Annotated in this window: 17 protein-coding genes; 15 read left to right on the forward strand and 2 right to left on the reverse strand. The window is 55.1% G+C overall.

All coding sequences use genetic code 11. The features are described from left to right. Nucleotides 1-89 precede the first annotated feature (89 nt). From ACYX34_RS07935 to ACYX34_RS07990, 12 genes are all read left to right on the forward strand, one after another. Entirely contained in the window at nt 90-461 is a 372-nt protein-coding gene (locus ACYX34_RS07935) for a hypothetical protein (protein ID WP_462076013.1), read from the forward strand. Further along, nucleotides 458-2,293, forward strand: coding sequence for a glutamate mutase L (locus tag ACYX34_RS07940; RefSeq protein WP_462076014.1), 1,836 nt, complete (start codon nt 458-460; stop codon nt 2,291-2,293). The genes ACYX34_RS07935 and ACYX34_RS07940 overlap by 4 nt, the downstream gene beginning before the upstream one ends. A 72-nt stretch (nt 2,294-2,365) precedes the next feature. Next, nucleotides 2,366-3,490: a hypothetical protein gene (locus ACYX34_RS07945; protein ID WP_462076015.1), complete on the forward strand. Its 1,125-nt coding sequence runs from the start codon at nt 2,366-2,368 to the stop codon at nt 3,488-3,490. Nucleotides 3,491-3,580: 90 nt separating this feature from the next. Beyond that, on the forward strand, nt 3,581-4,783 hold the full coding sequence (locus tag ACYX34_RS07950; protein WP_462076016.1) for a DUF6754 domain-containing protein: 1,203 nt from the start codon (nt 3,581-3,583) through the stop codon (nt 4,781-4,783). Beyond that, nucleotides 4,780-5,430, forward strand: coding sequence for a hypothetical protein (locus ACYX34_RS07955; RefSeq protein WP_462076017.1), 651 nt, complete (start codon nt 4,780-4,782; stop codon nt 5,428-5,430). Before ACYX34_RS07950 ends, ACYX34_RS07955 begins: the two co-directional genes overlap by 4 nt. Before the next feature lie 144 nt (nt 5,431-5,574). Beyond that, nucleotides 5,575-6,417: a hypothetical protein gene (locus ACYX34_RS07960; protein WP_462076018.1), complete on the forward strand. Its 843-nt coding sequence runs from the start codon at nt 5,575-5,577 to the stop codon at nt 6,415-6,417. Between the two features lie 213 nt (nt 6,418-6,630). Further along, entirely contained in the window at nt 6,631-7,377 is a 747-nt protein-coding gene (locus ACYX34_RS07965) for a hypothetical protein (RefSeq protein ID WP_462076019.1), read from the forward strand. 141 nt (nt 7,378-7,518) lie between these two features. Then, the gene (gene amrB / locus ACYX34_RS07970) at nt 7,519-8,754 is read left to right on the forward strand and encodes an AmmeMemoRadiSam system protein B (protein ID WP_462076020.1); all 1,236 of its coding nucleotides are present in this window, start codon (nt 7,519-7,521) and stop codon (nt 8,752-8,754) included. 589 nt (nt 8,755-9,343) lie between these two features. Then, nucleotides 9,344-14,107 carry a multicopper oxidase domain-containing protein gene (locus tag ACYX34_RS07975; protein WP_462076021.1) on the forward strand — a complete coding sequence of 1,588 codons (4,764 nt, stop codon included), beginning with the start codon at nt 9,344-9,346 and terminating at the stop codon, nt 14,105-14,107. A 121-nt stretch (nt 14,108-14,228) separates the two neighbouring features. Then, entirely contained in the window at nt 14,229-14,840 is a 612-nt protein-coding gene (locus ACYX34_RS07980) for a hypothetical protein (protein ID WP_462076022.1), read from the forward strand. A gap of 16 nt (nt 14,841-14,856) precedes the next feature. Then, nucleotides 14,857-15,642: a carboxypeptidase regulatory-like domain-containing protein gene (locus ACYX34_RS07985; RefSeq protein ID WP_462076023.1), complete on the forward strand. Its 786-nt coding sequence runs from the start codon at nt 14,857-14,859 to the stop codon at nt 15,640-15,642. Further along, nucleotides 15,642-16,070, forward strand: a complete 429-nt coding sequence (locus ACYX34_RS07990) for a hypothetical protein (RefSeq protein ID WP_462076024.1) — start codon at nt 15,642-15,644, stop codon at nt 16,068-16,070. The genes ACYX34_RS07985 and ACYX34_RS07990 overlap by 1 nt, the downstream gene beginning before the upstream one ends. A gap of 151 nt (nt 16,071-16,221) precedes the next feature. Here ACYX34_RS07990 and ACYX34_RS07995 read toward each other — a convergent pair whose 3' ends face one another. Both ACYX34_RS07995 and ACYX34_RS08000 read right to left on the reverse strand, forming a co-directional pair. Next, entirely contained in the window at nt 16,222-16,842 is a 621-nt protein-coding gene (locus ACYX34_RS07995) for a DcrB/PsbP domain-containing protein (RefSeq protein ID WP_462076025.1), read from the reverse strand. A 19-nt stretch (nt 16,843-16,861) separates the two neighbouring features. Next, nucleotides 16,862-17,740 carry a formylglycine-generating enzyme family protein gene (locus ACYX34_RS08000; protein ID WP_462076026.1) on the reverse strand — a complete coding sequence of 293 codons (879 nt, stop codon included), beginning with the start codon at nt 17,738-17,740 and terminating at the stop codon, nt 16,862-16,864. A gap of 1,255 nt (nt 17,741-18,995) precedes the next feature. Here ACYX34_RS08000 and ACYX34_RS08005 point away from each other — a divergent pair. From ACYX34_RS08005 to ACYX34_RS08015, 3 genes are all read left to right on the forward strand, one after another. Next, nucleotides 18,996-23,939 (forward strand): hypothetical protein, encoded by a 4,944-nt coding sequence (locus ACYX34_RS08005; protein ID WP_462076027.1) that lies wholly within the window; start codon nt 18,996-18,998, stop codon nt 23,937-23,939. Between the two features lie 134 nt (nt 23,940-24,073). Beyond that, complete coding sequence (locus ACYX34_RS08010) at nt 24,074-25,012, forward strand: carboxypeptidase regulatory-like domain-containing protein (RefSeq protein WP_462076028.1); 939 nt, start codon at nt 24,074-24,076, stop codon at nt 25,010-25,012. Nucleotides 25,013-25,023: 11 nt separating this feature from the next. After that, the coding region (locus ACYX34_RS08015; RefSeq protein ID WP_462076029.1) for a formylglycine-generating enzyme family protein at nt 25,024-25,672 on the forward strand (649 nt) is incomplete at its 3' end.

Consider the following 25,672-nt stretch of genomic DNA (forward strand, 5'->3'; position numbering starts at 1 on the left):
TGAGAAGGCAGCATCACCGAATTGACTCTCCTGCACCCCCTTCATATAATGCGACCCGTTCTTGGTCTGCCTCATCCACCCGACTACTTATGCCATCACTCTTCAAGGGCAATGTCTCAGAAAAGCTGGCTCAACTTCGAGCCGGTCTGCGTCATGCATTTGCCGTTCAATCTGAGAGCCAACCCCTGGTGGTTGAAGATGTGCAGTTGCTGGAGCGCATTGCCGATGTGATCGTCAATCGTCGGATGGCGGCGCCGGCGACGATGTTCTTGGAATCCATGGGGCCGATGAATTTTCTGGGAAGCCAGGCGCTGCATTTCCTCACCCCCATCCTTGATTGTGCCTTCAACACCAAGGAAGTTGAACAGGTCGCCCGGTTACTCGAACGTCGTGACACGGTGACTCAGCTTATTGCCATCATTGAAGCGAAGTCTGCTCCACAGGGAGCAACGGCTCAATGACGTCTACGACAGTGACCCCTCCTAAGATCGATCGTCCGCTCAATGTGATCGTCGCAACTGATTGCGGCAGTACTACGACCAAAGCGATTCTCATCGAAAAAGTTGGGGACACCTATCGGCAGACCTACCGGGGTGAAGCACCAACGACTGTTGAGGCGCCATTCGAAGACGTCACGCGCGGTGTCCTGAATGCCATCGCGGAAATTGAGGAGCTGTCCGGACGTAAGATTTTGGATGGTGATCAGATCATCACGCCTTGTCGCGATGACAAGACGGGTGTCGATATCTACATCTCCACCAGCAGCGCCGGCGGGGGCCTCCAGATGATGGTGACGGGTGTCGTACAGAACATGACCGGCGAAAGCGCGCAACGAGCGGCGCTGGGGGCAGGCGCGATCGTCATCGATGTGTTGGCGGCGAATGATGGCCGGTTGCCGCATGAGAAGATCGAGCGTATCCGTTCCATGAGGCCGGACATGATCCTGATGGCCGGTGGAACGGACGGTGGAGCTGTGACTCACGTGGTCGAGATGGCCGAGTATGTGGCGGCGGCGGAACCACGGCCGCGATTCGGTGTCACCTACAAGTTACCGCTGATCTATGCCGGCAACAAGGAGGCTCAGCCTCAAGTCAGGAAGACCCTTGAAGAGAAGTCCGCGCTCGTCGTGACGGACAATATTCGACCAGTGCTTGAGCGAGAGAATCTCGCGCCGGCGCGAAACAAAATCCATGACCTGTTTCTCGAACATGTCATGCAGCAGGCACCCGGCTATAAGAAGCTGATTGAGATGGCTGGTGCACCCATTATGCCGACTCCCGCGGCAGTCGGCCTCATCATGGAGGCGATTGCAAAGCGCGAACATCTGAACCTCATCGGTGTGGATATCGGCGGCGCCACGACCGACGTCTTCTCTGTGTTCGACGGGGTGTTCAATCGGACGGTCAGTGCCAATCTCGGCATGTCGTACAGCGTGTCGAATGTCCTGGCTGAAGCGGGGCTGGCCAACATCATGCGCTGGGTGCCGTTCACGATTGATGAGCAGACGCTGCGCAATCGAATCAAGAACAAGATGATCCGTCCGACGACCATTCCGCAAACGCTAGACGAGCTGCAAATCGAACAGGCGATCGCGCGCGAAGCCTTACGTCTGGCCTTGATTCATCACAAGTCGCTGGCGACGGGGTTGAAGGGGGTGCAGCAAGAGCGAACGATCTCCGACGTGTTTGAACAGCAAGCCTCCGGCAAGTCCCTGATCGATATGCTGAAGTTGGATTTGATCGTCGGAAGCGGCGGGATTTTGTCCCATGCTCCGCGTCGGATTCAATCGATGTTGATGATGGTCGATGCGTACGAGCCGATGGGCTGTACGAGGGTATCGGTCGACAGCATTTTCATGATGCCGCACCTTGGGGTGCTCTCCACGATTAATGAGACGGCAGCGACGGATGTGTTTGTGCGAGATTGCATGGTTTACCTTGGGACTTGCGTGGCCCCGATCGGGCAGGGAAAAGACGGTGAGCTGTTCGCCGACTATCAGATGACGATGCCGGATGGAAAGACGATCAGCGATCAGCTGAAGTTCGGCGAGCTGCGGCTGTATCCATTGGAGTCTGGCCAGAAGGCATCGATCAAGATCCTGCCTGCCAAAGGCGTCAACATGGGTGCCGGGGCAGGCGTGGCTGTGACCAAAGAAGTTCATGGCGGTGTGGTTGGGCTCTTGCTTGACGGGCGTGGACGGCCACTGAAGCTTCCGGCGGAGCAACCGGCCCGTGTGGCGGCCCTTACGAAATGGTTCAAGGCCGTTGGATTATATCCAACGGCGAGCGGGTAGTGTTGGGCGTTTAGCCGTTGAACCTTTGCCCGAAACGAGTAACCCGAAACTCGAAACTCAAAAGAACTGAGAATGGCCCATTCCTACACACCTGGTTTAACGGTCACGGAACATACGGTCGTTCACCGTCGGCGTATGTTACCCCTGCCCGGGAAGGTCTTGGTCGCTGTCGGCGATCGGGTCCGGTCCGATCAGGTGGTAGCCAGAGCCGAGTTGCCTGGGAAGGTCTTCCCAATCAACCTCGCCAATCAGCTCAGTGTGACTCCTGGCGAGATGAAAGGATATCTGACCAAACGAGAAGGTGATGTGGTCACGAAGGATGAGATTCTGGCTGAGAATAAGCCACTGATCAAATGGTTCAAGACGGAAATTCGCTCACCGGTCTCCGGCACGATCGAATCAATCTCGTCCGTCACGGGACAAGTCTTGTTACGTGAGCCGCCGCGAGTGCTGGAGCTTCTGGCCTATGTGGATGGCACGATCACCGAGACGATTCCGCAACAGGGTGTCGTGGTTGAGACGACCTGTAGCTTGGTCCAGGGCATTTTCGGTATCGGTGGGGAGACGTCCGGTGACATTGTGATGGCGGTACACGCTCAGGATGAACCATTGACGCCGAATCATCTTACGCCTGCCATGAAGGGCAAGGTGGTGGTGGGAGGCTCGTTTCTTTCAGCCGAGACGATGAAACAGGCGAAGGCTGTCGGCGTGGCCGGTGTGGTGGTCGGTGGGATTCATGACGAAGATCTCCGTGCCTTGCTGGGTTATGACCTGGGTGTCGCGATTACGGGAACCGAACAAGTAGGGTTTACGTTGATTCTGACCGAGGGGTTTGGGACCATTCCGATGGCCGCGAAGACATTCAAGCTTCTTTCTTCTCAGGCTGGTCAGAAAGCCTCGATCTCGGGGGCTACACAGATCAGGGCCGGCGTGATTCGTCCGGAGATTATCATTCCACAAAGGGAAGGGCAGGCGAAGATAGCGACTCAATCGCAACGAGAAGGCATTCGTGTCGGTGATCCGGTTCGGATTATCCGCGATCCGATGTTTGGGAGGATCGGTGAAGTGTCGGCGCTCCCGTCCGAGCTGACCAAGATTTCCACGGAGAGTGAGGTGCGCGTTTTGGAGGTCAAATTTGCAGACGGAAAAACTGTTGTGATTCCACGGACCAATATCGAAGTGATTGAAGGGGCGTGAATTGGCGGAGGGGATAAAGGGGTGAGGAGAAGGTTGAAAGCAACAGGCATCAGCTCCGTCTGGTTCTCATTCTTGATGACGGTGTGTGCCATGAACTGCGTTCCACCGGACGCGGCGGCACAACCTTCGTTGACTGCTCCAGAAGATGTGCGGGTGTTCGATACGCCGAACGACGGGGGAGAAAGCCTCACCGTTCAATGGGCGCCTATGCCATGGGATGGTCCGGCCATCCGTTACCAGGTGCTAGTGGGTGAAGCTTCCATCACAGATCCTGAGAAGTTGACGGTCGTCTCGGAATTTCCATCCCATTCCAAGTACGTCAAAGATGTAAAAACCGCCTGGTGGACAAGGACGGCGGAGAAGACGTGGCATCAGGCGATGGTGAAAAGTGCGAAGGGCCTGGAGATCAAGGATGACCAGCCTTATGCGGTGGTGGTAGCCACCATGCAGGCTGATCAGCGCGTCTTTAGTGCGGTGCATATCGCGACACCGGAGGCCAACTGGTTCAACTGGAACCAGCTCAACAATTTGATCATCGGGCTTTCGTTCGGTGGCCTGGTCTTCTTCGCGATCAGTTACGCCAAGCGACACGAGATTTTTCTCAGACGGATTCCGGGGTTGGATGCCGTCGATGAAGCCATAGGTCGTGCCACGGAGCTGGGCAAGCCGATTCTCTATCTCACCGGTGCCCATGATCTGCATGATCCCTCGACGATTGCTGCAGCGGTCATTCTCGGGAAGGTGGCGAAGCGGGCGGCGCTCTATGAAACAGAGCTGATGGTGCCTCATCGCGAACCAATTACGATGGCGGTGTGCCAAGAAATTACGAAACAGGCCTATTTGGAAGCCGGAAAGCCGGACCTCTTCAAGGAGGACGCCAACTTTTTTATCACGGCGGATCAGTTCAGCTATACGGCGGCGGTGGACGGCATCATGTTGCGGAAAAAGCCGGCAGCCAATTTCTTCATGGGACATTACTTTGCCGAATCGCTACTCTTGACGGAGACCGGTGCCAGTACGGGAGCCATTCAAATCGCCGGAACCGATGCAGACCACCAATTGCCGTTTTTTGTGACCACCTGCGACTACACCCTGATCGGTGAGGAGCTCTACGCAGCCAGTGCCTATCTCTCCAAGGAGTCGGTCCAGATCGGGACGCTGCGTGGGCAGGACATTGGGAAGGCTGTAATTTTGTCGGCGTTGGCTGTTGGAACCGTCTTGGCGACAGTCGGAGTGGTCACCGGTGCGCAATGGCCGCAGTTCTTTCTCGATCTCTTGAGGGACCTCAAATGATCTTTCTTCGACGGCAGCTTCCGCTGTTGATCACACTCATCACAGGATTGCTGTTTGCTGCTCAATATTATGTGCCGCACCCGGCTTCGGAGCAGATGCTCACGTCTGCCACAAAGTGGATGCAAATCGTCGGCGGGTTCGCACTGATCTTGGGGGTGACCAGTCTGTTCCATCAACATGCGGTGAAGATCAAACGCCAGAAAGCAGGCTGGGGGTATAGCCTCGTACTCTATGTCGGCATGCTTGGCACGATCGCGGTCGGACTCTGGGCGAATGGGAAAGAAAGCATCGATGGCACGATGACGGCCTTCGGCTGGGTCTACAACTTTATGATGGTGCCGCTGCAAGGTACGATGTTCGCCATCCTGGCCTTCTTTATCGCCTCGGCTGCCTATCGCTCGTTCAGGGCGAGAAGTCGTGAAGCTGCAGTGCTTTTGGTAGCAGCCGTGATTGTGATGATGGGACGGGTGCCGCTGGGTGAGTATCTGATTCCTCTGAGCGGCGACGTATCCTCGTGGATTCTGAACGTGCTGAACTCGTCCGTCCGTCGGGCCATTCTGATAGGGGTCAGTCTTGGAGCCATCGCGCTGTCGTTCAAGATCATCTTCGGCGTGGAACGGTCGTATCTGGGTGGGAGCAAAGAATAACGTGAAGCGTTGTTCGTATCTTGTTTTCGACAACGCTGTACGGAACGACCGTGTCGTGTTTCGAGTTTCTTGTTTCGAGCGCATAGAGACTAGAAACTCGGAACCCGCAATTCGAAACTTCCTGTGCTTCACGAGGAACAGGTCATGAGTTTCTCAGACCAGATGCTCAAGATCGATCGGCGGGTTATCTTCTTGATGATCGGTCTCTGTACCCTCTTGCCGTTACTCTATCCGGTTGGGTTGCCGATCAAGATTTCATCGGAAGTGCGCGGCGTGTACGACCACATTGAGTCGTTATCGGAAGGATCGGTGTTCCTCCTCTCCATCGATTTTGATCCGGCCTCCAAACCCGAGCTGTATCCGCAAGCGATTTCGCTGCTGCGGCACGCGTTCCGGAAAAATCTTCGTGTCCTGACGATGACGCTCTGGGTGTCCGGTACCGGGATGGCGGATCAGATCGTGACGCAAGTCGCCAAAGAGATGGGAAAGGAATATGGAAAGGACTATGCCTTTCTCGGATGGAGTCCTGGTGGGCAGGCAGTGATCATCAACATGGGACAGGATCTCTACTCGGCTTTTCCGAGCGACTATGGCGGCAAGCCCACGAAAGGCTTGCCCGTATTAGAGGGTGTACGCAATTTGAAAGATGTGACGTACCTGGTCAGTCTTGGAGCAGGACGACCAGGGGTTGAAGAGTGGTACGTGTTCGGGAAGGATAAATACAAGTTTGAAATGGGCGGCGGCTGTACAGGAGTGATGGCGCCTGGGTTGTATCCATTATTACGGAGTGGGCAGATCAATGGTCTTATCGGCGGTCTCCGCGGCGCCGCAGAATATGAAAGCTTGATCGGTCAAAAGGGCAAGGCGGTGGCCGGTATGGATGCGCAATCAGCGACACATGTGGCGATCATTGTTCTCGTGATTCTGTGCAACCTGGTTTATTTTTCGCAGAGGCGGGCCTTACGGGCACAAGGGCACCTCGGCTAGAAATGAACTGGTTGTGGATCTCTTATCGCCAACTATGTGACTGGAATGTTCGGTGTGGCACTCATGCCAACATGACTTAAGGATGCTCAAACAGGCTGTCCAGCAAGGCCGCAGCGAGCAAAGAGGTGAGGCGTACGCTTCAGTACGTTGAACCTCTGAGCGATGCGAGAACACCGCTGGCGGACTCTTTCAGTATCCTGTGGGGGAAGCAAGATGGATGCGACGGTCTTCGGGGCTTGGGTGGCAACAGGGTTAACGCTTCTCATCTTTTCCTTTCTCTATAAGGACACCCCGCTCTTTAAGTTTGCCGAACATCTCTACGTCGGTGTCTCGATCGGGTACACGATCGTGAAGACTTACGATACCGTGATTCTGCATCTCATCATCAAGCCGATTGTCGAGAATGGAGAGTTCGCGCTCCTTATTCCCGTGGCGATCGGGATGCTCATGCTGACTCGGTATGTGCCGAAGGCGACTTGGATGTCTCGCTATGCCTTTGCGTTTATCGTTGGGATGGGGTCGGGGCTGGCGATTCCGAGAACAATCTCCTCGTTCATCTTGAAGCAAATCGAAGATACCGTTCGACCGCTCTTGTCGATGGCGGGACCGGATGGGCTCACCTTTTCGATGAATTTGCTCAATCCGGCCAGCAACCTCAATGCCGTTATTATCTTGTTGGGAGTCAGTTCGGTGCTCTTCTATTTCTTCTTCTCGATCGAGCACAGCGGAACGGGAAAAGCGGTGGCGCGAACCGGCATCATGTTCCTGATGATCTCCTTCGGCGCTGGGTTTGGGTACACGGTCATGGCCCGTATGTCACTCTTGATCGGTCGTCTGAGCGATCTCATTGAGTTTTCAGACCCCTCCTATGGGCGTCCAACGATCTGGTTGGCTCTCTTGACCATTGGGGCTCTTGTTCTCATCAGCCGTCGTACGAAACCAGAGTCACCTGAGGTCTAGCGGTTCGTTTTGTTCATCTCGCGTATCTGGTGAGCGAAGGCAACCGGTTGAACCAAATCAAGGCGAAGAACCACATGAGCCAGAGCAACCAACTCTGGTGGTTGCAGCTGCGCTAGTCCGTCCCCTACAATGTGTCCCGCCATGATGTCTGGTATCACCAAAGATTCCGTCCAGTATCCGGTTCTCAGAAATCTCCAGTTCTCACCCATCAAGCAAGGGGAGGATCAGCTGGTCGTGCTCTGGGACCCAAGCGGGCTGAGTCAAGAAAAGCTGGTGCTGCCGCTCAACTTCTTTTTTATCGTGCAGCATTTTGATGGAGAACACTCCATCCAGGATATCGGTGCGTTGTACCTGAAACGATTCGGCGAGTTTCTGCTCCCGAGCAAAGTCGAGCAGTTGGTCGCGGACTTGGACGAAAAGCTGTTTCTGGAAGGTCCCAAGACTGAGACGGCACGGCAACAGGCTCGGGTCGAGTATCGACAACGGCCGTTCCGTCCCGCAGTTTTCGCCGGACGGAGTTATGAGGCCGATGGGGCCAAGCTGCGGAAGCAAATCGACGGATTCTTCACCTCAAGTGAGGGACCTGATTTTAAACCGTCTGAAAATAAAGGGAAGTTGATCAAAGGGCTTGTGGTGCCCACCTACGATCTCAAGCAGGCAGGGCCGGTCTATGCGTGGGGATACAAAGAACTACAAGAATGTCAGCAGCCGGATGTCTATGTGATCATCGGCACCGCCCATGCCGGTCTTGAGAACCTGTTTGCCGTGACGGAGAAAGATTTTGAGACACCACTTGGGATGATTTCAACGGACCAACAGATCGTAAGTCGCCTCAAAGCTGTGGTGCCAGCGTGCGTGGAAGAAGAAATCGCGCATCAGTCCGAGCATGCAATCGAATTTCAGCTGCCGTTTCTCCAGACGGCGGTCAACAAGCCCTTCACGATTGTTCCGATTCTCTCCTCATTTTCGGCATCCAGTTTAAAAGATACGACTGTTCAGCACTCCGTTGAGCGATTTCTCACGGCTCTTCGGGATATCATTACTGAATCTGGAAAGACGGTCTGTGTGGTTGCGGCAGGAGAATTGTCTCATCTCGGCCTGCGTTACGGCGATAATGCGCCACCCACCGATTTTTCGTTCCATCGTTCCATGCAGAGGGACTTAGAAATGCTGAAGCACGCGGAAGAACTCAAGCCGGAGGAGTTCGCTGCGTACATCCAGAGAGAAAACGACCAGCGTCGCATCTCCGGTTTTTCACCGATCTACTGTCTGTTGCGATTGGTCCAGGCTGAGAAGGGCCAGGTCCTCCGTTATGATCGGGGAATCACCGACCAGTATAACTCCACGGTGACCTACGCCAGCTTGGTTTTCTTCTAGATCTGCCAGGATTTTTTTCGACGAATCTGGCCAGCTTGGCAGAGACGCTTCCAGTAGTTCTTACCAATCACAATGGTCGCACATCGCTTCCTTTGCAGCTTGATGGTGCAATGTGTCCCATTGCACCCCAACTCTCAGCTGGCAGGCGTCCAATGAAGTGGACAGTGTAATGTATTGATTATTCTCGATTTGTCAAAACCAACCTTGGAAATCATGTCCCATTCTTAAGAAGAGATTCCCACAGCGCTACACACAAAGCGTATAGCTGGAGATCAAAGAAGTTCTTCCCATACCTGCATCTTTCTTATCCGTATGCCCTTTCCTGTAACAAGGCACGACACTTGCGCTAGCACAGCCTCGCTGGTGAGGGTCTGGGTGATTTTGGACCGGCCTCCGAATGACCTATTCCTTCGCAAGAAGGAACCCTTCACCAGCTCTTAACCCTCCTGAGAGGCAAGGCCGGTGGGTGGTTTGGAGGCCGATTCTCATTCCAGCGTTTGGCATGATGATCAGGGGCCGGATCGAAGAGCACGTGCGAGTTGTGTGTTAGGTGTTCACAATACTTAATGAGGAAGGGGGAGGCCGAGTTATGAGGTCTAGCCATTTTCAACAAAAGAGGAGGCTGAAGAGAGCTGGCGCATTGCGACAGCTTTTCAGCCTGGTGTTAACGAGCGGTCTCGCCATCACACCGATGGCATGGGCTGCTGAGCATCATGGTCACCAGGGCAGCGCGGAGCAAGCGTCTGCGAAAAAGGTGATCTATCGTGAGGGTGGGGCAGTCCTTCACGACCGCATGATGGACGAAATCAAGCGGCAGCAGGAATTCATCGGCAAAAAGGGTGGCTATAGCACCGGTGCCAATGGCCACATGATGCAACAGGGTGTGCTGTTGGTGGCGGATGATCCGGACAAAGTCTCGGTCACCAACGGGCAGCGATGCCCGGCAAATGCGCCAGTCAAGGAATACCACGTTTCGGCGATTAATGTTGAAGTCACGCTGAGTCGGTTCCTTGATTACTTTCCAGGGTATATGTATGTCCTGAACGAAAACCTGGACAAGGCGAGGGCCGAGGAAACGGCCAACAAAGAGGCGCGGGAGAAGGAGAATGATCCCGGGGCTGTGTCGAACGGGTTGCAGGGTGACGTGATCCAACCGCTGGTCATCCGGGCGAATCAGGGTGATTGCCTCAAGATGACGCTCCACAACCGGATCGCTGATGAGCCGACGAACCTCGTCATCAACGGTTCGTCGATGGTGGTTTCTTCCACCGGCAAGCCGGCGACTCCGTCGAATCCTGATACGACCGTGGCGGCGGGGAAAGAACAGAGTTTTGAATGGTACATTAAGCCGGACACACAAGAGGGCGCACGGTTTCTCCGGTCGCATGCCTCACGCGAACAGTTCAATCTCGGGTTGATCGGCATGTTGGTCGTTGAGCCACGAGGCTCACGGTATCTCAGCCCGTTCGATGGGAAGCCGATGGCCAGCGGCTGGGAGGCCATGATTGAAGATCCGAACGGGGCGGACTTCCGCGAATTCGCGATTTTCTATCATGAGGCAGGAGATGAAGCGTTTCGCATCTTGAACAAGAAGGGCGAGATGTTGCCGCAGCGCGATCCTCACACCGACTCGTATCGGCCGGGAGCGCGTTTGTTGAACTATCGCAGTGAGCCACACGGCACACGTATCGAGCTCCAGGCGCACATGGGGTTCTATGGCGATGAGTCCATGGCCTATGGCTCGTATACCTTCGGCGATCCAGCCACAACCATCCCCCGCTCCTACATGGGCGATCCGGCTAAGTTCCGGATGGCGGGTGGGTCGGAAATCGTGCATTCACACCACCTGCACGGGGGGTCTATCCGCTGGGCACGCCAACCGGGGAACAGCAACCTGGACTTCGCGGCCTCCAGTAATGGCCCGGTGAAGTTCCCGCTCATCAGCGATACCTCTGATCGTCTCGACGTGCAGTCCATTGGGCCGACGGAGATTTATGATCAGGTCATCGAGGGCGGTTCAGGAGGGTTGCAGGCATTGGCTGGCGAGTTTGTGTTCCACTGCCACATCCCACAGCACTATGTCACGGGCATGTGGGGATTCTGGCGGGTGTACAACACCCTGCAGACGCCGGGGTTCCAGACCGATGTGATGAAACCCCTGGTTGAGTTGCCGGATCGCGCCGGTCGTATGAGGGCCGGTGTCGCGAGCGATAAGCTCGTGGGGACGATGGTCGATTGGTATGGTGGCAAGAAATTCGAGATTACCAAGGACAAGACGGATTGGAAAGCCAATCCGGCCAAGGTCTCCATCAAGGATTGGGTTGAGATGCAGGTGCCGCCGCAGGGCAAACCAGGACATAAGAACACGGAAAAGGAGCAGACTCTGGCCTATGACTCGACGGTCAATGACTGGGCCTGGGACGGATCCAAGGCCCTCTCGGAACCTGAAACGTCGTACGAATGGGTGAACTATAAGTCGACGACTCCCGGAAAGCGGCAGGATATTCTCTTCGATCCGCGAAGCGGAAAACTGTCGTGGCCGTGGCTGCGTCCGCATCTCGGCAGACGAGTACCGTTCTCGCCGAGCCACAGCGGTGCGCCCTGGTTGGAGCCGATTCATCGGCGGGATGACGGCAGCAACTCGACCGAGCCGCCGAGGCCGGGAGAGCAGGGACCATGGAGCCTCTGTCCGGAAGGGGCGCCGGTCAAGAAATTCAATATCCATGCGATCACCTTGCCGATTACCCTGAAGGCAGCGACGGCCAAGACGCCGGCGATCGTCGATCCGGACGGCTTACTCTATGTGTTGCATGAAGAGGAAGCTGAGGTCCGGAAGAATCGAGCGAAGCAGTTTCCGTTGGTCATTCGCGGAAACGTGCAGGACTGTGTCGACGTCGTCTATAAGAGCGAACTGAAAGATGATGCACGGCAGGGGTTCTCCAGCAAGACGAACCTGCATCCGCACATGTTCCAGTTCGACACACAAGCCTCCGATGGTCCTATCATCGGCTTCTCGTATGAGATGTCGCTCCGTCCGTTCACAATCTTGAAGAACGAGCACCCTGGTAAGGGTATGCCGGTCCCGATGAACACCACGATCGAGGCCGATGCCGCCAAGGGGGCGACCAGCATCAAGGTCAAGGATGCGTCAAAGTTCCACGTCAGGACAGAGCTGGGCGTGGGGATGGATGAAGTGAATGGATTCGAGTCAGCTCGTATCAGCAAGATCCAGGGCAATACGATTACCTTTGAGCGGCCGTTGTTGCATGCGCACAAGAAGGGTGAGATTGCCTCGGTCGAGTGGATCCGCGAGCGCTGGTATGTGGACGCTGATTTCGGCACCACGTTCTGGCATGACCATGTGTATGGACTCGATTCGTGGGGGCATGGGCAGTATGCCTCATTCATCACGGAGCCGCCGCGATCGACCTATCATGATCCAGTCACGGGTAAGGAAATCAGAAGCGGCCCTGTTGCGGATATTCACACGACCGAACCAGTGTCCGCTCATATCAAGGGGTCTTTCCGTGAGATCGTGACACATGTCATGGATTCCAACCCTCGGGCGGCGGAATTAATTACGGCCGACAATCCACAAGCGAGGGTCAATGCCATTTCCGTCGATGGGACACCGTCGGCGGTCTATCCAGCTAAATTGAACCTCTCGCCGATGAAGTTCTTGAACGGCGGGGAAGCAACGACCGGTGGCGGGTACAATATGCGGGTAGAGCCCTTGTCTGTCCGCTTAGCCAACAACCCCGATCCGTCGCAGTTGTTCAGCAGCCGGATTCATGGAGATCCGGATACGCTGATGCTGCGGGCTTATCTGGGTGATCCAGTGGTGGTCAGATTGCTGGAAACGTCAGCCAACGAAGTGCATTCCTGGCACATCAGCGGTCACTGGTTCCCGATGGAGCGGTATAGCAAGAACTCCATCCCGCGCAGCTCGCTGCACGTGGTGATCGGGGAACGGTACGATGCAGCCATTCCGGCCGCCGGCGGACCGCAACAGATGGCGGGCGACTACCTGTACTATAGTGGTCGGGCCTCGCATTTCGTCGAAGGCAGCTGGGGAATCGTCCGAGTTCTGGACAAGGCGGATGCGACACTCAAGCCGCTCCCGGGGCGCAGTGAGATTCCGCAGTCGGCCAAGTCGGTCTGTCCGGCTGATGCACCAGTGAAGAGCTTCAACGTCTCGGCCATCGACAAGGCGATCCGCTACAACAAGGGGACGCCCGGGACGATGGAAGTCGACCTGGAGCGTAAAATGGTGCTGGGGAACGAAAGCGGGAAGATGTACGTGCTCGAAGGCGAAAAGACCAAAGTCGCGTCGGGCAACCTTGAGCCAAGCCCATTGACGCTCCACGTGAACGTCGGTGACTGCATCAAGGTCAATCTGAAGAACGAGATGGCCAAAGACCGCGCAGGGTTCCACGTGGATAATCTCGCCTATGATCCGAAGGAGTCCATGGGCATCAATGCGGGCAACAATCCCGGCGATCAGACGGTCGCGCCGGGGCAGAGTAAGACCTATACGTTCTACGCTCATCCGGAGTTCGGGGAGAACTCGGCTCTGATTCAGGACTGGGGGAACGTGATCGAGAATCCGCGGAACGGACTCTTTGGTGCCGTCATCATCGGTCCGAAGGGATCGCAGTATCGCGATCCGGTGACCGGCGAGGATGTGGGCCAGAAGAGCTCGTGGAGAGCGGATGTGATGGTCGATCGGACGGTGTCAGGAAACGAAAAGCGGCAGAACTACCGCTCGTTTGCGCTCCTGTTCCAGGACGAAGATAATATCATCGGGACCAGCTTTATGCCGTACATCCAAAAGGTGGCCGGTGTGACGGCGGTGAACTATCGGTCGGAGCCGACCGATTACCGTACCGAGAAGGGCTGTGCCTACAGTGAAGTGTTAGCCTGTGTAAAGACGGGTGACCAGCCGGTGACGCCGACGATCGCCGCGCACGTCGGAGATTCGGTTGTCATTCATGTGCTGGGTGCCTTCAGTGAACAGGTGCAACTCTTCAGTGTGTCGGGTCATGAATGGAAGCATGAACCGTACATCAACGGGGCGGACCTCGTGAGCACCATGGAGTTCGGTGGGTCCGAAGTCATCAATGCCTGGCTGCACGGCGGAGCCGGCGGACCGAACGGGATTCCCGGTGACTATCTCTGGCTGAACCAGCGTCCGGGCTATCTTGATGCCGGACATTGGGGAATGCTGAAGGTCCTGGACCGAGACAGTCGTGCGATCCTACCGCTGAGCGGCAAGGCTCCGGCTACACAACATGCCGAGGGTAAGTCTTCAGCAAAGTCCCTCCCGGTGTCTATGAAGGCGAAAGCCAAGTAGAATACCGACGTGGAGACGTAACAGGCGGGGGAATCCGGCTCGGGAGAGCTGGGTTCCCCCGTTCATTTGTCGTCAGTAAATGATAGCTTGAACCCAGCTCAGCCATACGGTAAAAGAGCTGATGGAAGCGCGAGCACGGCCTGTCTCGATTGGCTTGTTCTTGGTTTGGCTCCTGTCGATGTCCGTCGGCAGTCTGCCGGAGTCCGCCACGGCGCTCGATTTTTCAGGGGATCGGATCGTCAAGCGAGGGAAGTCCGTGGTGATGGCGCACGTCAACGCCAAAGACGATCGTTGGCGATTCGAGTTTTCCATACCTCAGCGAGGGGCCAGCGTGATCATCGTCCGAGTGGATCGTGGCACGGCCTGGTTGATCTTCTCCAAGCGGCGACTCTATCTGGAAGAGCCAATCGCGAATGACCATCGGTTAGAGGTGAGCGAGAGGATGCCGGGCGAAATCTCGCGCGAATTTGTGGGAGACGAAATGCTCAACGGGTATCCGACGGAGCTGTTCGAGGTCACAGTTGCAGAAGAGGGGGAAACTCGGCAATACTATCGGTGGGTGACCAAGGTTCAGCGGTTTCCGATGAAGACCGTGAGCAAGCAGGGAGAATGGTCGGAGGAGTTTCGCCGGTTGATCTTTACCGAACAGTCTCGATTCTTGTTCGAGCTGCCACAGCGATTGGATCCAGCCAGTCCACCCGCAAACATGCAACCGACTTCGAATAATCAGTGATGCAGGAGGGATTGGGATGAAACGAATTATCTCGGCGGGGCTCTGTCTCGCAATTTGTGCGTCCATGGTCATAGTGGTCGGGTTTCAAACGGATGCCTGGGCGTATGAGTCAGGGACCGTGATAAATGGGGCAACAGTGCAAGGCAAGATCACGTTTACGGGAACCGTGCCGGAGCCGAAAGCCTTCGAGCTACGTCGCTACTATGACCGCGAGTATTGCGCGACTCTTTCAGACGGAAAGGGACATCGCTTCCTGAAGGAAGTCAATGTCGGCCAGGATGGTGGTCTCAAGGATGTCGTGGTCGTCATCGAGGGCGTCGAGAAAGGCAAGCCGTTTGCCTTTGCCGATGCCGAAGTGGAAGCGAGTCTCTGCCAGTTCCTGCCGTTTGTCACCGTGGTCAGCGACAAGCGTCGGGTTACGGTGTTTAATCGAGATCCGGTGTCCCATGACATCCAAGGGTATGCGTACGATCAATCCGGGGTGGATATCGTCCTTCATCGGCCGGCGTTGCATGTGAGTGGAACAACCGACATGGTTCAGCTGGTCAAGGGGAGGAAGGTGTTCACGATGCAGTGCGGCATGCATCCCTACATGCAAAATTGGGGATATGCCATCGATAATCCCTACTATGCCGTGACTGGTCCTAATGGGGCGTTCACGATCGGCGATCTTCCGGTTGGGACCTATCGTATCAAGGCTTGGCATCCAATTCTTGGGATCCAAGAGCGTGAGATCACGGTAAAACCCAATGAGGCATTCACCGTCGATTTTCTCTTCGAGACGGGCCAGCCGGTGAAGTGATGTCAAAGCACTTTGCACGGTTGATGGCGGTCGTGATTGGAGGAGTCCTCCTCTGTGGGGCTTTGATGGGAGACACGGCTGCCTCGGCAGCATCCTCAAGGGAAATCCAAGATCAAGGCAAAGCCATGGTCAGAGATGCTGAAGAGATGGTCATGCATGGTGGGATGGGCGACGGGCATGCAATCTTGCATCACTGTGCCGAAATCGCGAAACAAGCTCAGGCCATTCTCAAGGCATTGCCCTCGGCTGATGCTCACGGTAAGGAAGCCGTGCCACACTTGCAGGATGCGATCAAGCACTGCACACGGGTGGCTGAGATGGGGGATAAGGTTGATCCAGGCGCCAGCTTGAATCCGGCCGTGAAGGCCAGGGCTGCAGTCAAGGAGGCGATGAAACATCTGCTGGCCATGAAGGACGGCGGCGCGTAGCAGGCGTTGAAAAAGCGCCGCGAGTTGCGTTCTCACCTCGAATGCATCCTCAACGTAGCTCTGAAGCTACGCCTCCGGTGCTTTCCTCGGCTGTGGCCTTGCTGGCGACGTTTTTGAACGCCTGCCTTAGTGGGCTGGCTGATAAGAGTGGTTATTTCGGCACAAGTGGACTTACCGCATTCTGATCTCGCCCAGGCTGGTACGTCTCCAGCATCTTTCTGATTGTCGGCATGACCCGATCCTCAGCTGAACGCGGAACTTTGACGCGTATGCCTCGTCCTTCGTTCCGACCCAACGAGAAGATGTGGTGTTCGATGATCTCTCCATCCTTGTCGTCCGTATATGTGAAGACAAGCTCTTTCCCTGGGAATCCTGCAAGAGATCGCTCCTGATCCGGTTGCCATCGGAGCATAATCTGTTTCTTTCCGTAGATGTCTGTGATGATGCGATGGTGGGCTGAGGCGAACTCGTCGAGCGTCTGCCTGCCTTCAGGGCTGCTCCCGCTGATCACATTCATATGGCCGGATACAGCAACGAGGCTCTGTTCAATAGGAGGGTACAGTATCACACCGACTCCGTCCGGCATTGGGTTGCCGAAGCGCCACCCATCCGGATAACGAATGGAGAACCCAAATCGGGCGTTGGTGTAGAGTTTCCATTCGGTGTCATCGGTTTTCTCAGTCACATCGGCATGAGTGGGGATGGCGCTTGAGGTAAGACCGAGCGCAAGCAGAAACATGAGAATGGAGCATCGAATCATCAGCATCGTCATAAGGCAGCTCTTTTCCTCTTCATTGGCGGACAGATTTAACGCAGCGAAACCCAATGGTGGCGGCGCGCTGTTCCGGCGACGCCCCGCTTCTGGTTGCGGTTCGCAGCAACGTCGGAGCGCTCTTCCATGACCCTCCTCGCACAACTTTGTAACGGCCATGCTTCACTCCATGTGGGTTACGGTCAGGCATGGTTGCATAGTAGTCGATCCCAAACCAATCGTCGACCCACTCGGCGGCATTGCCCGCCATGTGATGCAGGCCATAGGGACTTCGTCCCTCTTCACCACTTTCCACTGATGCGACGATAGGAATCTCATGCACATGGTACTGGCCGAACATGGCCAAGCCAGGAGCGGGAGGTTTCGGCCCCCAGGGAAAGAGGTTGCCTTTGTCGCCTCGGGCGGCTTTTTCCCATTCCGCCTCGCTCGGGAGACGTTTGCCCTGGCTGCGGCAAAAATCGGACGCCTCAGCCCAGGTGACATAGAGAGCAGGCCAGCGGGTTAGTGTCTCAGGCTGTACGGCATGGACGGTGATCATGTGCTCGATCAATTTACGCAAGTCGCGAGAAATGGGACGGTGCTGCCGGTGGAGCCAGCGTAGGAATTCGCCAAGACTGATCTCATCGCGATCGATTGCAAACTGGTCAAGCCAGACCAGGCGCTGCGGCTGTTCTGTGTCATCGTACGGGAGATCTAGGCTGAACAGGTCTTGGCCGGCCTTCGCCGTTCCCATCAAAAAATGACCCTCAGGGACGGTGGTCATGGGAGAACTGCGAGCCAGTGCCGCGATGTGTTCATCAGGCGATGTTTCCCATGCCTTTCCAGCCGTTGGATTCAATAATAATGTTATGAGTACTGCAAGAGTGAGAAGACTGAAATCAGCAATGGCAAGTCCCATGGCTCTTTGTAGGGAGACCATTGGCCAGGAGCCAATGGTCAAGGAGTACCATGATCTCGGAAAGTTCTTTGCTGGAGGACACTGAGAATTCTCTGCTCCCAGTCGGTTCTCATATAGCATGTCTTCAATCGCAGTGAGTTTGCAATTCTTTGCTACCATTTACTATTGCAATCCAACTCCTACCACGTCGGCACGGTGTTTGCCTGATAGAAATACATGAAACTTGGCACCTCGATATGTCCCATCATGCCCCACTTCTGAGGCTGATGTTGTCTAGCTGGTTAGACGTTATCACTGTCAGATTTCATAAAACCGTACTCATATAGACCTTGAGCGTTATCAATTTATTCGCAAGAGTTCATACGCTAAAGTATCTGCTTTTGCGAGTGAAAATGTTTTCCGACCTATGAATTGGCGGTAGATAATTTCTGTCGCCAATGCCATTTGATTTGAAATGGTACGGCTATTGCTTACGTATTGAAGTGCTGGTGAGGGGTTGGGTGATTTTGGACCGGCCTCCGAATGACCCATTCCTTCGTAAGAAGGAAACCTTCACCAGCTCTTCACTCTCCAGTGAATAGGGCCGGATCCAAGTTCGGAGGCCGGTTAAGCATTCATGATCTTCTTCGTGCTTAAGACGTCATCGGATCTGATGATGAGTCGAAAATGAGTCTTGACATTTTTAAAAAATAGAACGAACATATGCGCGCCTGAAGACGCGCGTTAATGTGGACTTTTGTCCGCCTGAAACTGCTAATTGAGTAAGGCGTCTATTCAGCAGAAAAGAGAAAGACGGAAGCGAGGGGAGGCCAAAGTGTGTGGGTTCTTCGTTCTAAACTCATCGAAAGGCAAAATCTGATAGGATAATGCCGCGATGTTTTGTAATGCCTCTCCCCAATCCTCCTTTGCAGCGCGAGGGATGAATTCTTCCGTTGACTTCTTTCTGCATAATCTGACGCAGTAGAGTGTTCTATTTAAAATTTAAGTGCCCCCCATATTGTGGCATGGGCTGAATATGAGTTTCAGACTTGATGTCCAAGGGCGACTGATGATTAAGCTGAGCTCTGGGAGCATGGGAGAGTGTGGTCACTGTAAATTAGAAGAGAACACGTATCTATCGTGGAATGCGTGGAGTCAAAATTACTCACGTGAAAGCAGAGTCAACGGTTAGTAGGGTGTGCTAGGGAGTTGTGGACCACTCACGGAGTGTAACTGTCTGCGCAATAGCGCAGACTTAAGCGAGGGGAGGCCAAGTATGGGAGTTTCTTTATTTAAACCTCTTAAAGGACCGAAGCGATCAGGTATCGCGCGGATGCTCCAGGCAGTGTTGTTTGCTGGGGGTCTGATTGCGGCGCCGGGATTGTTTGCTGCCGAGTCGGGGGTTGCTCCTCATGGGGGGCATGCGACGCCGGTGGCAATGCCGGGCTGGGCCCAGCAGTTGAAGGGGCAGACGGTTGTTGAGAATGCCATCGAGGGGCGCGCGGACAGTGCGCAAAAGATGGAGTTGCAGCATCACCGGTTGATGGAGAAGCTGGAAGTACAGGCTCAGCAGGATGCGAAGGCTCAGCAAACTTCCGGCGGGTTCAACGGTATGTCGATGATGCATCAGTACATGGGGCAGGATGGAAGCAGCTTCCTCCTCATGACGGATGCTGGAAAGGGTGAACCGGTTTTGAGCTCGGGCGGGAAGTGTCCTGCCGGAGTACCAACTAAACAGTTCGATGTGTCGATGGTCAATATCGAAATCACCTTGAACCGTTGGCTCGATTTTTACCCGGGCTATATGTATGTGTTGACGGAAGATCTTCCCAAGGCCCGTGCAGAAGAAGCAAAAAACAAGGAGGCACGGGAAAAGGACGGATATGACCCAGGTGCCGTCACCACCGGATTGCAAGGTGATGTGATTCAGCCGCTCGTCATGCGGGCAAACCCTGGGGATTGCGTGAGGATGACACTGCGTAATCAAATGGAAGGAGAGGATGGGAGTCTCTTCATCCAGGCGTCCAGCATGGTCGTGGCCTCGACTGGGAAACCAGCCACCACGACGAACCCCGATTCCATCGTGGCGCCGGGCAAGGCGCAAGAGTTTGAATGGTATCTTCATCCGCAGATGCAGGAGGGGGTGCGCCAGTTTCACTCCTTCAGCCATGACCGCGAACTGACGGTGTTGGGGCTCTTCGGGGCTTTTGTTGTGGAGCCGAAGGGTTCCAAGTATGTTGATGCGTTGGGAAGTGGGGGGCCTGCACCAGAGGTGAAGAGTGGCTGGCAGGTCAATATTGATAACGGGTCAGGACCGGATTTTCGTGAGTTTGTGCTCTTCTATCATGAAATCGGCGACGAAGCATTCCGCCCACTGAACAAGAAGGGTGACTTTCTCCCTCAGCGTGATCCGCTGACGGACGCCTATCGTCCCGGTGGTCGTGCGATCAACTATCGCAGTGAGCCGTTCGGGATCGATCAGATGCATCTCCAGCACGAGTATTTCGGGTTTGAAGATGAATCGATGGCCTATAGCTCCTATACGTTCGGCGATACGCCGACCACGATCGCCCGTGGCTACTTAGGCGACCCGGTTAAGTGGCGGGTTGTTCATGGTGGTTCAGAGGTGTTCCATTCCCATCATCCTCATAGTGGAACAATTCGGTGGCAGCGGAGCCCAGGCACCGAGCCCAACAATCTTTGGGCGATGGGTGCGGATGGGCCGGTGAAGTATCCGATCGTGAGAACGAAGTCGGATCGTGTGGATGTGGAAGTTATCGGGCCATCAGAAGCATTGGATCTTGAGCCTGAATGTGGTGGCGGCGGTTGTCAGCATTTGGCAGGGGAGTTTCTCTATCACTGCCATGTGGCCCACCACTATGTGGCCGGGATGTGGGGGTATGGTCGGTTCTACAATACACTCCAAGCGGGAGCGGCACACACGGACAGCATGCCTGATCTTCGGGAATTGCCTGACCGTCAAGGCCGAATGAAGCTTGGTGTCTCTTCGGACAAGTTGATCGGTACCACGGTCGATTGGTTCGGAAAGACGTTTAAGATTGTTAATACGGGTCAGAAAACGAACTGGAAGTCCGATCCAGTGGTAGTGAATATCAAGGATTGGGTGGAGATGTTCGTTCCAGCACAGGGAAAGCCAGGCCATACCGAGGACGAGAAAGGACAGATCCTTGCCTATGATTCGACGGTGTGGGACTGGAAGTGGGATGGAAATGTCGCGCGCGGTGAGCGGGAAAGTACCGCGCAGAATCCAAAATATTCATGGGCAGCCAAGTGGGATGACAGCACCAGGCCTGCCATTCTGTTCGATCCGACTACAGCCAAGATGGCGTGGCCGTTGTTCAAACCGCATTTCGGAAAACGTGTGCCGTTCTCAGCGAACCACAGCGGCGCGCCATGGCTGGAACCGATTCACCAGGATGAAAATGGCGAGCGGACCTCCGAGCCGGCCAAGCCGGGTGAGCAGGGCCGATGGAGCCTCTGTCCGGATAATGCGAATCGTAAGCACTACAACATTCACTTCGTGCGGATGCCGATCACTCTGGCTAAAAAGCAGGGGAAAGAGCCGGCCATGGTCGACAAGGACGGCTTGATCTACGTGCTTCATGAAGAAGAGCGTTTGACCAGAGCGAATGAAGATCTGAAGCTCCCCGCAGTCATTCGTGCCAATGTGTATGACTGTGTGGACGTGCTTCTGACAAGTGAGTGGGATGACGACGACTTCACGAACTTTCAGTCGTCCAAGATCAACATCCACCCCCACTTCTTCCAGTTCGACACGGGGAACTCGGATGGTGTGATCTCAGGGTTTGAGTATGAGATGTCGGTCCGACCATTCACCATGTGGGGAAAGAAGACCAAGCATGGGTTGCCGGCGCCGATGGTGGCGAAGCTTGAGGGCGCAGTGAAGGCTGGAGCGAAATCGTTCAAGATCAAGATGGCTCCAGGTGCCACGCCCTTCCATGTCAACACCGAAGTCATGGTCGGTATGGATTGTTTGGAGAAGGGGAACGATCCGACGGCTTCGTTGCCGCGGGACAAGAGCTGTCAGGAGGTTGTCCGGATCAAGGAGATCAAGGGCAATCAGGTTACGTTCTATAAACCGCTGAAGAATAATCACCCGGCGGGTGATCTGGTATCGCCAGAGTTTGTCCGCTATCGGTGGTGGGTCGACGTGGACATGGGGACCGTGTTCTGGCATGACCACGCCTTCGGTGCGACGACCTGGCCGCATGGCGGGTTCGGCGTGACGATCGTGGAACCGTTCGGATCCACGTATCATGATCCAAAGAACGGTAAGTTGGTCTACAGTGGTCCGATCGCAGATATTCACAGCAACGAACCGATCGGGGCCGGCGTGAGTGGTAGTTTCCGTGAGCTGATGGTATCGATCCATGACACGGTGCCGCACACCGTGAACGTGATCGAGGCCGGTAATCCGCCAGGACAACCGGTAGAGGTGGCGTTGGAAGCCGGCAAGACCGTGTCGTTCCAGATGCCGGAAAAGATTCTGAACGCACCGAATAAGTACATCAACGGTGGAACGCATACGACCGGCAGCGGCTTTAATTTCCGCGCGGCTCCGTTTGCACAACGTCTGTCAAACAATCCGGATACCTCGAAGCTATTCAGCAGCGCGGTCCATGGAGACCCTGGCACGCCGTTGATTCGTGCGTATACAGGCGACACCTTGGTTGTCCGACTGTTGCACCAGCTCATGAATGAATCCCACGTGTGGACTATCTCAGGTCATACCTTCCTCACGGAACGGTATGCATCTGATGCCAATCGGAAGAACTCGATTCACGTTGGAATCGCCGAGCGGTACGATTTGGTCACAAAGGCGGGTGGATTTCAGGGTATGCCAGGTGACTATATCCATTTCAATGGCAGAAGTTCACATTTCGCGGAAGGTGGATGGGGGATCTTGCGAGTCCTGGACAAACAAGTTCCCGACCTGATGCCTCTGCCGAAGGGAACCAATCCTTTGAGCATTCCTGCCACGCCGAGCTCTGTCTGCCCGGCGGATGCACCGGTGAAGAACTTCAGTGTGGTGGCATTGGATCGCCCGATGAAGTTGAATCCAAAAGCACCGGATGCGATCGAAGTGGACTTCGAGCGGAAGATCGAAATGACCATGCCGGAAGGCAAAATCTTCGCGCTGGAAGGAGAAGCAACGACGGTATCCAGCGGTACGACGCCGAACCCGCTGACGCTACGCGTCAATTTGGGTGACTGTATTAAGGTGAATTTGACCAATAAGATGAAGGCGAGTCGGGCGTCATTCTTTGCGCCTGGGTTGGCCTTTGATCCGAAAGACAGCCAAGGTTTGAACGTCGGCAACAACGGCGGCGACCAGACTATTGGTCCAGGTGAAAAGCGTCAGTACACCTATTACGCACATCCGTCGAACAAGGAGACAACTTCCTTGGTGTGGGACGGTGGCAACATTGTGGTGAACCCACGGAACGGATTGTACGGCGCGATCATTGTCGGTCCACGGGGATCTCAGTATCGTGACCCTGTGAGCGGTGCGGATCTCTCACAGAAGAACGCCTGGCGGGCGGACGTGATCGTGGATACGGCGCTCCCAGAGAACGTCGGGAAACGGAACTACCGAGATGTCGCTCTCTTCTTCCAGGACGAGGATAACATCATCGGGACGGCATTCATGCCGTATGTGCAAAACGTCGCGGGGTTGACGTCGGTGAACTACCGTGCAGAGCCGTACAAGTTCCGAGAAGATCAGGGCTGTTCGCTGGGGAAGATTTTCCAACCTTGCGTTGTTGACAAGCCGGAAGATCCAGTGACGCCGTTGATCGAAGCGCACGCAGGTGACGCGGTCAGGATTCATGTGATCGGCGCCAATAGTGAGCAAAACGGGATGTTCGGAATCGAAGGTCATGAGTGGCCGATCGAACCGTACATGCCTGGTGCTGATATGATCAGTGTGGTGGAGTATGCCGGTTCTGAAACCCTCGATGTGTTCCTCCGTGGCGGCGCGGGCGGTCCGTACCGTCAAGTTGGTGACTTCGTGTGGTCGAATCAGCGGCTACCCTACACGCAGTCAGGACAGTGGGGGTATCTCCGGGTATTGCCGGCTGGTGATACACGGATTCAACCACTCGGTACTGGCGGATCCGCAGCCAAGCGGGCTGACTTTGCACCGCAACCTAAAGCTACTCCGACTGCGATGAAATAGCGGAACGGAGATAGTATCGCATCTGTGGGGGAGTCGCCTGTTTCATGCGGCTCCCCCACTTGTGTTTTTATTTACTGTCCCGGTACTGAGTATGGACGGTCGATTGAACGATCAGGGCGAACAAGGAGATCGTAATGAACGCGAAGTGGATTACATCGGTGCTAATGGGGTGGGCGATATTCTTGCTGAGTGGACCTGTGGCGGCGTATGAGGAAATCTCGGTTTCAGACGGTGGGAGCATTATGGGGACTGTGTATTTGGGGGGGCAGGTTCCTAAGCCGAAAGGTTATAACCTGACAACGTTGCCCGATCCCTTCTATTGTGGTCGTATCTCTGACGGGAAAGGTTGGCGAATCTTACAACCGTTTAATGTCGGGACTGGGGGTGAGTTTCGAGACGCAGTGGTCTATCTTGAAGGTATTGAAAAGGGAAAGGCGTTTGAAGAGGCAGGCATTCCACAGATTGAGGCGAAGGACTGTTTATTCCTCCCTTTCACGACAGTCGTGCGAGATGACCAATCTGTGACGGTCGTCAACATGGATCCCGTCATGCATGATATTCAGGCGTATGAAACCTCTCATCTTGGTGCACGAGTGCTGTTCAATGTTCCGCTCCCGATGAACCCACAGCACCCTCGAAACTTTAAAGATCGCAGCGATGCGGCGATGTACCACAAGCACATGGCCGGTGCCCCAATGAAGCAATTGGTGAATCTCAGCAAAGGGCGCAGAATCTTCGTCATGCAGTGCGGTTTTCATGCCTACATGGAGAGCTGGGGGCTGGCGGTCAGCAATCCGTACTTTGCCAAGACGGACGACGAGGGACGATTTGCCATCACCAACGTTCCTCCAGGCACCTATAAGTTGGTTTTCTGGCATCCCTATGTAAGGACGCTGGTTGAGCAAACCGTTACGGTGCGTCCGAGAGAGACCCTGGAAACGACGCTGATGGTCGAGGCTCCAACTGGGCGGCTGTACGCCAATGAGGTCTTAGAACACGACTATGTCCGTTACAATGTGACGGAAGAGACACAGAAGGAGATTGAGCCGATGATCCAGAAGCAGAAGCGCTAAAGGGCGGATCGATGAAAGTTCGGGGGGCGACCCTATCACTCGTCAGTTTTATGAGGCGCACATGCGTGATGGTGCTGTGTGGTCTGGTATGGCTCATTGCTGTCTCGGCAAGGGCTGATCATGAGAGCTCGAAGCAGCCTTCGCTGTGGACGCCACGTGATGAAGCGGAGCGGTTGGGGGTGATGGAGGTGCCGGGGGGAATGGTGTTGGTCCCGGCAGGACCGTTTCTCATGGGAAGTGATCCGCGAAAGGACCGAGCTGCCGGTCCGCAGGAACAGCCACAGCACGAAGTCTATCTCGACACATTCAAGATCGACCGGTTCGAGGTGTCAAACGTTGAATATCTTAGATTCGTGCTGGGGACAGGAGCAGATTGGCCGAAGTTCTGGCGGGAGAACCCATTTCCGGAAAAGGCCGCACTCCATCCCGTGATTAACGTGAGTTGGCATGAAGCCGATGCCTTTTGCCGGTGGAGCGGGAAACGGCTTCCCACTGAAGCCGAATGGGAGAAGGCCGCACGTGGGGGGGACGGTAGGATTTTTCCGTGGGGTAACGAACCGGCCGGTTGGATCAAGAGCAATATTGCCCATCCTGGTTCGAAGCGAGGATTCAAGTACCCTCCGCTCGCCAATATCAATCGCTATGACAAAGGTGTCAGTC

The organism is Nitrospira sp. CMX1, from assembly GCF_054902215.1.